Source organism: Actinomadura harenae (genome assembly GCF_003696215.1).
Lineage (GTDB): Bacteria > Actinomycetota > Actinomycetes > Streptosporangiales > Streptosporangiaceae > Spirillospora > Spirillospora harenae.
The window spans coordinates 1-9,878 of the sequence record NZ_RFFG01000179.1; the positions used below are offsets into that span (position 1 = coordinate 1).

The following is a 9,878-nucleotide window of genomic DNA, read 5'->3' on the forward strand; positions in this document are numbered from 1 at the left end:
CCACGACACCATCATCGCGGAGATCAACAACACTCAACGTCACGACCGGAAAATCCTGCTCTCGCCCTACTCATGTCACAGAAGACTCATATGTCCTGTTGTCTCTCAAGAGTCTGACAGAGAGGGCCCTCAGAGGAGACGGGCTCGTCCTGACCACCAAGGACAAGGCGAGGGCGATCGCGGCTCAGGCCAAGACCGTCGCCGGTGTTCCGGTGAGCTATGCCGACGGCGGCGTCGCCAGCCTCGACTCGGGCCGGTACGAGGACACACCGCCCTACTACGCGGGTGGCGCCATCCTCAACGACGACTTCCCAGGCCGAGGGGTCCGGTGCACTGCGGGGTGGCCCGTCATCGACGGCCGCGGGATCAGTTACCTCTTGACCGCCGGTCACTGTGGCCGCCCCGGAGGCGGCTGGCGCAACGGCGAATGGTCGAGGTGGATCGGGACGGCCACCCAGGAGCATGCCGGGCACGACCTGCTCCTCATCGACGCCAGTTCGGCCGGGCGTATGTGGGACGGCAGCAACACGGGCGACTACACCAAGCGCGTCGCCGGCTGGGACTGGGCCTACGTCAACGAGTGGATCTGCCAGTCCGGGTCGACCAGCGGCGCCGTCTGCGGGATCCAGAACACCGACAACTTCACCTACGCCAGCTGGTTCGACGCCGACGCCTACGGCAACAGGAACTTCCTGTACGACCTGGTCGTCGCTCGCCGTGCCGACGGCGGGCTGCCAAGCCAGCACGGCGACAGCGGTGGACCGGTCTTCGGCGTCAGCGGTGTCACCGACGTCGTGGCCAAGGGGACGGTCACCGGCCACGACGGCTCCACGTTCTACTACCAGGACTTCGGCACGGCCTGGCGCGACTTCGGAATCACCCCGAAGATCGGCTGAACAGGCGGCCGGGCCCGCCCGCGGGTGACCGGGATCAACGCGTCGTCCGCGTCGACGAGGATCCCTGCCAGCGGGCGGGCCTGGCCGGACCGTGCAGACGGTCGTCCTCAACATGCCGGTATCGATGGAACGGCAACCTCATATCAGCCCTATTTGGGGTGATATTGCCTGTTGCGGGGTTCCCCGAAAATCCCCTCGCATGCGTGATCAAAAAGCCCTGCACGCCGCGCACATTGGCCAGGTCTTGCTCAATTGCCGTGCAGGTTGCGAGCAGAGCGGGCCGCTGGGTGACGTGGTGCTCGCCCCGGGGGACAGAGATGTCCGCGCCGCGGTGCGCCGTTCGGGAATTGGAAGATTCAGGTCGACTAGAAGGAGAGGCAACATGAGGAGCATCTGGAGGGCCGGGGGTGTCCTGGCTGGCGCGGTGGCGGTGGTGATGGCTTGTGGGACCGTTGCGTCCGCCAGTGTGGTCGGCTACGGCGAGCCGTGGGAGGACTGCGTCCAGAGCGTGCAGATTAGCCATAACCTAGGTGAGGTATATGCGAATGCGGCGACCAGATGCAAGTCCCGTCATGACTTTCTCGTTCCCACTGTTGCGCTCGCGGGCGACCAGGGCAAGTATGGCCTGGAGGGAAAGATGAAGTCCTGCGCTTGGGCCACTTTTTGCGAGACCGATAACGTTTATCTGGACGAGATCAAGGGAGTTGACTATCGCGCCGCCAACACCGGTTACGTCGGCAGCGATCCCTTCATGTGGCCGAAGAGCTCCATTGCGCACGCACAGCTCACGGGCGACCCCTACAATAAGCGGCTGAATAATGGGGCGGGGACGGAGGCGGGGACGGGTCGGGTCCGGTGGGCGGACTTCGATGGTGACGGCCGCGCCGATTACTCGAACGTCTCCCAGGATGGTGCGGTGGACGTCTACCTGAACCGAGGCGGTGACGGGCACGGCGGGTGGGACTACCGCGGGCGGGTCCACACCTCTCAAACCGGGATCTCCGATTCGAGCCGGGTGCGGTTGGCCGACTTCGACGGGGACGGCCGGGCCGACTACCTGGTCATCAACCCGAACGGTTCGGTAACCACCCAACTGAACAGGGGCGGTGACGGGCACGGCGGGTGGCAGAACATCGGGGCGGTCGCCACCGGTATGACCACCGACCAGAACCAGGTGCAGTTCGCCGACTTCGACGAGGACGGCCGGGCGGACTACAACATCGTCCGCGACGACGGCTCGATCACCACCTGGCTCAACTGCGGAGGTGATTCGTCCAGGCAGTGGGAGCCGATCGGGAGGGTCGCCGCGGGGTTCGGGCCCGGCACCGGCCCCCGGGTTCGGCTGGCGGAAATGTACAACAGCCAGCGCTTCGACTACAACGTCATCGGCAACGGCATCCCCAGCGCTCCCGGCGGCGGCGGGCCGGTCGGCTCGGTCCACACCTGGATCAACGAAGGCGGCGACCGGAACGGCCACCCCGGCTGGGGGGACTGGGGACAGACCGCAACGGGAATCGGCATCGAGGATATAAGGGTCGTCCTCGCCGACATCACCGGCGACGGCAACGCCGACTACCTCGCCACCAACCCCGACGGCTCCGTCCATGCCTACCAGAACAACGGCGGCGACGGACACGGCGGCTGGACCGACCTGGGCAACATCACCACCGGCCACTGAGACCGACCGTCCCCGAACTCCACGAAGGCCCTTCCCCCATGAAACGCACCACCGTACTCGCGCTCACCGCCTTGACCGGGCTGGCGGGCCTGACTCTCCTTGTTCCGGCCGCGTCCGCCGCCACCGCGCCGGCGCGTCCGCCTCTGCGGGTGATGCCGCTGGGCGACTCGATCACCGCCGGTTACGGGAGCTCCACCCAGGCGGGATACCGCCTGCCGTTGTGGAACCTGCTTGCGGGCAAGTCCAGCTACACCGTCGACTACGTCGGCTCCTGGCAGTCGCCGGGTGTGGCCGACCCCGACAATGAAGGGCATGGCGAGGCGCGGATCAGCGACATCCGCTCCTCCATCGACGGCTGGCTGAACGCCGCCAACCCCGACGTGGTGCTGCTCCACATCGGGATCAACGACCTCGACCACGACCGCGCCCCCGACAAGCAGGCCGCCGCCACCCGCGCCTCCACCGCCTTCACCGACCTGGCCGAGCGGATCTTCAGCGACCGGCCAGGTGTGACCGTGCTCGTCCAGGGACTGATCCCCACCACCGGAGAGCTGCAGAAGACCGCGCAGATCTTCAACTCCAAGATGTGCACTGCCGTCGGGGAAGCTGGCCGGGAAGAAGATCCGCTACCTGGAGCCGCCGGCCTTGTCGCCGAGCACCGACATGTACGACCGGCTGCATCCCAACGACCTGGGCTACCAGCGCATGGCCACGGTCTTCGGCAACGGGCTGCAGAAGGCCTTCAACGATGGCCTGGCGCAGCGTCCCCACGCGACGCGGGCAGGTTCGGAAGCGGGGTCGGGCCGGGTCCGGTGGGCGGACTTCGACGGTGACGGCCGCGCCGACTACCTGGTCATCAACGACAACGGTTCGGTGAACGTCTACCTGAACAACGGCGGCGACGGGCACGGCGGCTGGGCCGACTACGGGCAAACAGCCAAGGGACTCACCACCGACCAGAACGCCGTCACCCTCACCGGCGAAGGCCTGGCCGACTACCTCGCCACCAACCCTGACAACTCCGTCCACGCCCACAGCAGCAACGGCGGCGACGGACACGGCGGCTGGACCGACATGGGCGCCATCATCAGCGGCAGCTGAGACCGGCCCTCCCCGAACCCCACGAAGGCACCCCCGGTCGGCGCACCTACCTTGTGCGCTCCCCCGGGCGCGCGCGGGTACCTTCATCCCGAATGACGGCGGCCGCGATGCCAGCCGCCGCCGTCGACACGCCTGGCGCCCGGCCCGAGGCCCGCGGCGAACCTCGGGCCCGGCCCTGGGGCGACCGGTTCAGTCCTGGTGGTGGGGGTCGCGGGCGTGGCGCGGTTCGCAGGTGGTCTGGTGTTGAGTCCAGCGTTGGGCCAGCAGTTCGTTGAGCACGTCAGGATCGGCCCCTGGTGCTCCAGCTCGGCGATCTGCTGGAGAAGGGGCGGTAGGTGGTCGACGGGGTCGCCGGGCCGCAGTGTCTGCGCGGCGGCCATCTGGTCCCAGTCGGTGTACAGGGCGGGCCACCGCTCCCCCGCTCGCAGCGTGGCGGCGGGCAGCCGCCCGTGATGCCGCGCCAGCAGGACCGTGAGGGACTGCTGGCCGAAGGCCGCCAGAACCCCCGCGCAGGCGCAGTCGATGCCGGGGTGGCCGGGTGCGCCCCTGTGGCAGCCGAACAGGTCACCGCCGTCGCCGAAGGTGGTCGCGCGCAGGTGCCGCCACATCGCGGCGGGGAACCGCGCCCGCGGGTTGCGTGCGTTGTCGCGGCGGGCCGGGCACTCGCCACACGGGCCCTGGCGGTACGGCATGAGGTCGCGACCCGCGTCCTCCGCCCGGCCGTCGTGGCGCCGGTCGGAGACTGCCGCCCGGGCTCGAGGTCCTCCTCCTCAGCACAGGCCTGGAAGTTACTCGGAGAGCGGGATGAACGCGGCAGCATCCAGGGCCGGCTTCGATGGTGTGGCGTGTTGCTGGGGCGATCCCGTGGAGGTCATCGGCGTTCTTCCAGGGAGTGGGGATCAGGCCAGGGTGGGACCAGGCCAGGCTGGGCGGGCGGCACCCTCCATTGTTCGGTTTCGCCCAGGTCGGGATGGAGGTCGCCGGATACGACGATCTGGTCCCGGGTGACCGCGCGGAGCAACAGCGCGCTGGCGGACAGGTGGGAGCACGCGGCGGTGGCCTGTTTCGCGCACCGCGGGTGCATCGGCGCGCTGGTCAGGCAGCGTCCATCGGCGTCCACGGCCAGCAGCGCGCGGGGCGGCGCGGGTTCGCCGCACACCTGGCAGGCCCACTCGCGCTGGCAGTGGGCCAGGCGACCCCGGTGGACCATCCGCCAGTGGGGACCGGTGGCGGTCACCGGCGTGAGCCACGGCACCGGCAGCCCTTCCAGGCGGGGCGGGGCCATCCGGCCGGGCACCGGTCCGGGCCACCGGCGCGGACCTGCCGGTCGATCAGCTTCCACAGCCACACGCCGAGCCCGGCCGCCGGGCACCCGGAGTTCTCGCAGCAGACCTCCCCGCTCTCCAGGTCCAGCAGCCGGGGCTGTCCGCAGTCGCCGCACGGCAGATCCGTCGGGGGCCGCGGCGCGAACCGCGGCATCAACACACCCCGCCCCACCCGCGCGCCAGGCGGGGCGGAGCCGGTCGCGTCGGCCGGGCGAACTGGCGTGTGCGGCTCACCCACGAGGACCTCCCTGGCTGCGGTGGGCGGTGGCCAGGTCGCCGAGACGGCGGCTAAGGTCGTCCTCCCGCTGCTGGGCGGCGTCGCTCATCGGCCAGCGGTAGCACCCCAGCCGGACCGGCCCCCGCCGGCCCGCATCCTTGAGCTCCCAGTGGGCGACGCTGGGGTCGTCGACGATGCATTCACAGCCCGCGTCGTCCTGGCCTGCGGTCAGTGCGTCCAGGTGCCTGGTGATCGAGTCCCGGATGATCGCGGCGGTGGCCGGGTCGGCGAGCCCCGCGAAGCCGCCCTCGTCCCGCAGCAGCGTCACCACGGCGGCCGCGTGGTCGGCCGGTGCGTGTTGCGCGCGCCGGTTCATCGGTCCCCGTCGCGGGTGCGGGCGCTGTCCTGCGGCGCGTCAGGCAGCAGATAGGTGGCGGCTTCTTGCAGCGCCTGGTCCTCGCTCAGGGCGCGGACCAGGAGCGGCAGGTAGTGCCCCAGCGTCTGCGCTGCCTTGAGCAACCCGGCGGTGTCGGTGCGGGGGCGGCCGTCCTCGCCCGGCGGCATCGCGAGGATGCGCGCATCCGGCCGGACCGTGTCCAGGGCGGTACGGATGTTGGCTTGGAGCATGCGGTTGTGGTGGTCGTAGCCGCGCCGGGCCTCGTACGCGCGGTGCGTCGGTGGCCGGGCGGTTTCGCCGTCCTGGGGGGTGCTCATGTGTGTCTCCGTCCGATGCGGGTGTGCCGTGGGTGCGGGACGACCGGGCCTGGGCGGGGCTCGGTCTGATTATCGGCGCGGCGTGTCGGGCGCGACGCTGGAGTGGGCGACGGCGTGCAGCGCGCGCGCCAGGGCGTGGGCATGTTCGCCGGTGAGTGTGCCGGGCACGTCCCGGAGGGTGACCTGGTCGGGGCCGGTGCGGAGGACCGCGCCGTCGTTGCCGACCGGGACGCCGGGGGCCGGCCCGGCGGAGGTGGGATGTCGGCGACCTCGGGGAGCTGCTGTGCGGTGCGGCGGCGTCCTGTTCGGCGGTCACGGCGCGTTCGCGTTGGGCGTCGGCCTGCGCGCGGGTTTCGGCCCGGTCGTGCTCGGCGCGGTCGGCGAGCTGCTGCGCTGCGGCCCGTCCCTCGGCGGCGGTCTGGGCGAGCAGGGCCTGCTCGCGCGGGCGTCGGCGGTCGCGGCGCGGGTGGTGGCCTGGGCCGCGGCGCGGGTCGCGTGGTCGCGTTCCTGTTCGGCCAGCGCGAGCCGACGCCGGGTCTGGTCCGCCTCGGCGCGGGCCTGGTCGCGTTCGGCGGCCGTCGCGCGGTGCTGCAGCTGGAGGTCGGCCAGTTTGGCGTGCGCGTCGTTCAGGTCCCGGTCCCGGTTGGCGAGTTTAGTTCGCCGGTAGCGGGTCGTTCGGGAAGGCCGGGGTGGTGGTGCCGGGCATGGGCCACCTCGCGTGGGGTTGGGCGTTGCGGTGCTGCTGCTCAACAGTGCGGACGAGCGCGGGCAGGACCGGCAGCAGGGTGCGGGTGCGCTGGTCCATGTCGGCCTTGCGGCGGCTGCGCGCCTTGACATGGGAGGTCTCGTTGGCCCGGATCGGGCACGGCGCCACCCATGGGCCCCAGCGGGCTGGGTCGTCTGCGGCCCAGCGCGCGAGGTCCTGGTAGAAGCATCGGACGGTGTTGAGCACGATGTGGACGTTGATGCGGGGGCGGGCGGGCCGGCCGTCTCGGGCCGGGATGACGCTGATGCGTTCCTTCCAGGCGGCCGCGGTCGCGGCGTCCAGTCGCAACGAGTCGATCCCGGGGTGGTGCTGTTCGAGGTCCTTCCAGAACAGAAGGCCGAGGGAGCGGGCCATGTCCTCCAACGTCACGTAGTCGACGTCGACGGTTCGGTCGGTGAGGTACTCGACCAGCAGGTCCCGGATCGGTTTGCAGGCGAGCTGGTGCCGGTCGATGAGCTCGGCGGGGCTGCGCTGACCCATCACCATGACCGCCTTCAGCCGGGGCGGCGCTGCAGGCCCGAACACCCCGGTCTCGGCGAGCAGCGCGTAGTAGAGATGCTTGCCCTTCTGCCCGGCGCACTGGTGCTCACCGATCCCGACCTGCAGCTCGACGCAGTCCCCGATCGTGATGTCTCGGATGAGCCCGCCTTTGCGGATCATGATCCAAGCGATCCGGTTGAACGCCTGCGCCCGGTCGTTCTTCCCGTGGCGGCCGGTCGCCTCGCAGTGGGCTACCAGGGCCGCGAACCCTTCGGGGTCGGTGACGTGGCGGAACTGCATCAGCAAGTGGGAGGGGATGAGGCGGAGCAACCACTGGTAATTCGGACGGATGACCTGTCCGTCGATGAGCGGGATCATGCCGCAGGACAGGTCGATCGTGTCGTACTTTCGGACGCGGGCCCGGGCGGCCAGCCAGTCCAGCGGGATCCTCTGCCAGTCCCGTCCCGTCTCTTCAGCGCCGCTGGCCAGCCAACGTTCCTGCCGGGTGCTTCCGGGCTGGTCCTCGAGCCAATCCAGGAGCTTGATCAGGCCGCGCTCGCGGGTCCGGAGGTTGGCCTCGCTGGTTCCGGTGAACGGCAGCGCCAGTGTTCGTTACAGCACCTCGGCGCGAGGTCTGGTACCAGATCGCGTCAGGAGTGCGAGCCTGCGAGTCCGCCGGGACATGGCGGTGGCCGCTCGCCCATCGTCGGTGGCCAGCCGCCGAAAGTTGCCGCAGGTCGACGGTCATGACGGCTCGCCTCCCAGCGGGACCGCGCCGAACAGCGTCTGCAGGACCTCGGGTCGGTAGCCCGGGGCCGGTGCCGGAGGGACGGCCGCTTGCGCGGCCTGGCGCGCATGGTGGGCCAGGATCTGCGGGACGACCTCCTCCACGGTGGGCTCGGTGTAGATCTCCGTGGTGGTGATGTGGGCGTGTCCGAGCACGATGGCGGACAGGTAGCCCGCCTTGCGCCGCACCATGTGGCGGCGAGCGTGCAGTTCGGCGAACGCGTCGGCGACGATGTCGTCGGCGGCCGCCCCGTACACCCCTTCGGCCTGACACAGGCCGACCAGCCGCTTCCAGTGTTTCTCGATCAGCTGCCCGTAAAGCGCCTCGAGTTCTTGGTCCCTGCCGTCGTCGTCGTGCGGCTGGGATTCGGCCTCAATGTTCATCGGCCACCCCCGACGACGCGCGATGTTCCGCCGGTTGACCCGTCACCACCACACTCCTCTCGCCCAGGCCTTCGGCCGGACACCCGATCACCACACATCCCGAACCGAGCACAGCCCACCGGTTGGCCACCTCTCTGCCGGTTCCCGTGGCCCGCCGCCCTCGCACCGCGGATTCAGCGACATAGTGAAGAGCGGATCCGGGCCGAATTGTGCAAGAGGCGAGGGCGGCCGGATCCTGCCAACTCGCGGGTTGGTCGAGTTCGCGCACGTCACGCAGCACGACGGCCCCGATCTCAAGGAAGCAAAGGGACGGGGCCGTGGTGTTCGGTTCGCCGGGCGCCGGACCGGGCCAGCGCCCCTGGGGCCAGCGCGATGCGCAGCGCCTGCGAGGCCCTGTGGGTGGCGCTGCAGATCGCCCTGAAGGCCGAGGAGGCTCAGGGAACTCGGGGGATATTTCTCTCAGAAGGTTGGCGCGGGTCGGTGTTCTCCCCGGAGCTGGACGCCGGCTTAGGGATGGGCTTCATCATGCACATGCCTCGACGGTGGCCGCCGCCGGGACGCCGCCGCGGATGTCCGGGACTGGGCCCACACGTGCGAGGTTCCCGGAGACATGCGTGTTGTCCTTCCCCGAGTGCACGGCCCCGCCGGTGGATGCTCCCGAGCTCGGCGCCGACGCTGCCGCCCGGTATCACGTTGCTCCCGTCCGGGACATCTCCCTGGTCAGGGGTGCGTCGACTTTTCCTCGCGAGCCGCGGCCGCGGGGGGATGCTCGGCTACACCCGTCGGCTGTCGCCCGCTGATCGCGCGTACGCCCCAGGAAGCGGGGGTGTCCCTATGGGATTGGCCAAGGGCTGAGGTGCTGTGGGTATCTCAGATGACCATTGCGCGGTCGTGCTGGCGGCTGAGCTCGGTTAGGGCGGCGATGCCGGGGTCGTTTGAGGACGCCGGCGCCGGTAGTCGGCCGCCGCCGCGGTGGGCTAGGACGATCGCGGTCGCGGTGAATCCCTCCATGAGGAATCGGATGATCACGTGGTTCGAGCGCGCGTAGCGGTAGATCAGCGCGTCGACGAACGCGCTGAACACGTCGATGTCGACCTCGCATTCGTCGGCCTCCATCGAGCCGAGGCCTGAGGGGAGGCCGGTGAGCGTCGTGAGGGATTCCGCTGCTCGCAGGAAGACTTGAGCGACGCTTGTTGCGGGGTTCCAGAGGGCGCGTTCGCCGATCTGAAAGTACTGGCTCATCGTCCTCCTGGCTGCCGGTCTGTCAGCGGGGTGCTCGAGCGGATGCTGGCGATTGGGCCAGCCCGAGTTGGTTGGAGGCTCCGATACCTGGAAGGGTGAGGAGTTATGGCACCACCGAGGAGGTATGCCCCTGAGCTGCGGGAACGCGCTGTTCGTCTGGTTTTTGAGGCGCGTGCGGCGGGTGAGGGGCAGGGCGTGATCGCCCGGGTCGCGGATCAGCTCGGGGTGCACCGGGAAGCCTTGCGGACGTGGGTGCGGCAGGCTGAGGTCGATGGCGGGAAGCGTCCCG

14 protein-coding genes are annotated in these 9,878 nt (G+C 70.0%); 6 read left to right on the forward strand and 8 right to left on the reverse strand.

The window, feature by feature from the left end:
* Positions 1-98 precede the first annotated feature (98 nt).
* From EBO15_RS41325 to EBO15_RS41340, 4 genes are all read left to right on the forward strand, one after another.
* Positions 99-896 carry a chymotrypsin family serine protease gene (locus EBO15_RS41325; protein ID WP_122199903.1) on the forward strand — a complete coding sequence of 266 codons (798 nt, stop codon included), beginning with the start codon at positions 99-101 and terminating at the stop codon, positions 894-896.
* 382 nt (positions 897-1,278) lie between these two features.
* Entirely contained in the window at positions 1,279-2,574 is a 1,296-nt protein-coding gene (locus tag EBO15_RS41330; RefSeq protein WP_158628499.1) for an FG-GAP repeat domain-containing protein, read from the forward strand.
* A gap of 38 nt (positions 2,575-2,612) precedes the next feature.
* On the forward strand, positions 2,613-3,407 hold the full coding sequence (locus EBO15_RS41335; RefSeq protein WP_122199905.1) for a GDSL-type esterase/lipase family protein: 795 nt from the start codon (positions 2,613-2,615) through the stop codon (positions 3,405-3,407).
* A 40-nt stretch (positions 3,408-3,447) separates the two neighbouring features.
* On the forward strand, positions 3,448-3,675 hold the full coding sequence (locus EBO15_RS41340; RefSeq protein WP_122199906.1) for a hypothetical protein: 228 nt from the start codon (positions 3,448-3,450) through the stop codon (positions 3,673-3,675).
* Positions 3,676-3,758: 83 nt separating this feature from the next.
* Here EBO15_RS41340 and EBO15_RS41345 read toward each other — a convergent pair whose 3' ends face one another.
* The 5 genes from EBO15_RS41345 to EBO15_RS41365 all read right to left on the reverse strand — a co-directional run bounded on the left by EBO15_RS41345 (position 3,759) and on the right by EBO15_RS41365 (position 5,931).
* Entirely contained in the window at positions 3,759-4,367 is a 609-nt protein-coding gene (locus tag EBO15_RS41345; protein ID WP_122199907.1) for a DUF6283 family protein, read from the reverse strand.
* Positions 4,368-4,546: 179 nt separating this feature from the next.
* The gene (locus tag EBO15_RS41350) at positions 4,547-4,912 is read right to left on the reverse strand and encodes a hypothetical protein (RefSeq protein ID WP_147481890.1); all 366 of its coding nucleotides are present in this window, start codon (positions 4,910-4,912) and stop codon (positions 4,547-4,549) included.
* Positions 4,909-5,154 carry a hypothetical protein gene (locus EBO15_RS41355; protein WP_122199909.1) on the reverse strand — a complete coding sequence of 82 codons (246 nt, stop codon included), beginning with the start codon at positions 5,152-5,154 and terminating at the stop codon, positions 4,909-4,911. Before EBO15_RS41355 ends, EBO15_RS41350 begins: the two co-directional genes overlap by 4 nt.
* 76 nt (positions 5,155-5,230) lie before the next feature.
* Positions 5,231-5,593, reverse strand: a complete 363-nt coding sequence (locus tag EBO15_RS41360) for a hypothetical protein (protein ID WP_122199910.1) — start codon at positions 5,591-5,593, stop codon at positions 5,231-5,233.
* Positions 5,590-5,931, reverse strand: a complete 342-nt coding sequence (locus tag EBO15_RS41365) for a hypothetical protein (protein ID WP_122199911.1) — start codon at positions 5,929-5,931, stop codon at positions 5,590-5,592. Before EBO15_RS41365 ends, EBO15_RS41360 begins: the two co-directional genes overlap by 4 nt.
* Positions 5,932-6,214: 283 nt before the next feature.
* On the opposite strand from EBO15_RS41365, the gene EBO15_RS44825 reads away from it, so the two are divergent.
* Positions 6,215-6,598 carry a hypothetical protein gene (locus tag EBO15_RS44825; RefSeq protein WP_122199912.1) on the forward strand — a complete coding sequence of 128 codons (384 nt, stop codon included), beginning with the start codon at positions 6,215-6,217 and terminating at the stop codon, positions 6,596-6,598.
* Here EBO15_RS44825 and EBO15_RS41375 read toward each other — a convergent pair.
* From EBO15_RS41375 to EBO15_RS47460, 3 genes are all read right to left on the reverse strand, one after another.
* A complete protein-coding gene (locus tag EBO15_RS41375; protein ID WP_147481892.1) occupies positions 6,584-7,477 on the reverse strand; it encodes a hypothetical protein in 894 nt (297 codons plus the stop codon). The genes EBO15_RS44825 and EBO15_RS41375 overlap by 15 nt on opposite strands.
* A gap of 444 nt (positions 7,478-7,921) precedes the next feature.
* Entirely contained in the window at positions 7,922-8,347 is a 426-nt protein-coding gene (locus EBO15_RS41380) for a hypothetical protein (RefSeq protein WP_122199914.1), read from the reverse strand.
* A gap of 870 nt (positions 8,348-9,217) precedes the next feature.
* Positions 9,218-9,589 (reverse strand): DUF6086 family protein, encoded by a 372-nt coding sequence (locus tag EBO15_RS47460; RefSeq protein WP_122199915.1) that lies wholly within the window; start codon positions 9,587-9,589, stop codon positions 9,218-9,220.
* 105 nt (positions 9,590-9,694) lie between these two features.
* Here EBO15_RS47460 and EBO15_RS47465 point away from each other — a divergent pair.
* The coding region (locus tag EBO15_RS47465) for a transposase (protein WP_147481893.1) at positions 9,695-9,878 on the forward strand (184 nt) is incomplete at its 3' end.

Bases quoted from the DNA above. Each gene is read 5' to 3' on its own strand.
- EBO15_RS41330 (WP_158628499.1), top strand. From the start codon at position 1,279: ATGAGGAGCATCTGGAGGGCCGGGGGTGTCCTGGCTGGCGCGGTGGCG.
- EBO15_RS41360 (WP_122199910.1), bottom strand. From the start codon at position 5,593: ATGAACCGGCGCGCGCAACACGCACCGGCCGACCACGCGGCCGCCGTG.
- EBO15_RS41375 (WP_147481892.1), bottom strand. From the start codon at position 7,477: ATGCAGTTCCGCCACGTCACCGACCCCGAAGGGTTCGCGGCCCTGGTA.
- EBO15_RS41365 (WP_122199911.1), bottom strand. From the start codon at position 5,931: ATGAGCACCCCCCAGGACGGCGAAACCGCCCGGCCACCGACGCACCGC.
- EBO15_RS47460 (WP_122199915.1), bottom strand. From the start codon at position 9,589: ATGAGCCAGTACTTTCAGATCGGCGAACGCGCCCTCTGGAACCCCGCA.
- EBO15_RS41345 (WP_122199907.1), bottom strand. From the start codon at position 4,367: ATGCCGTACCGCCAGGGCCCGTGTGGCGAGTGCCCGGCCCGCCGCGAC.
- EBO15_RS41380 (WP_122199914.1), bottom strand. From the start codon at position 8,347: ATGAACATTGAGGCCGAATCCCAGCCGCACGACGACGACGGCAGGGAC.
- EBO15_RS41355 (WP_122199909.1), bottom strand. From the start codon at position 5,154: ATGCCGCGGTTCGCGCCGCGGCCCCCGACGGATCTGCCGTGCGGCGAC.
- EBO15_RS41335 (WP_122199905.1), top strand. From the start codon at position 2,613: ATGAAACGCACCACCGTACTCGCGCTCACCGCCTTGACCGGGCTGGCG.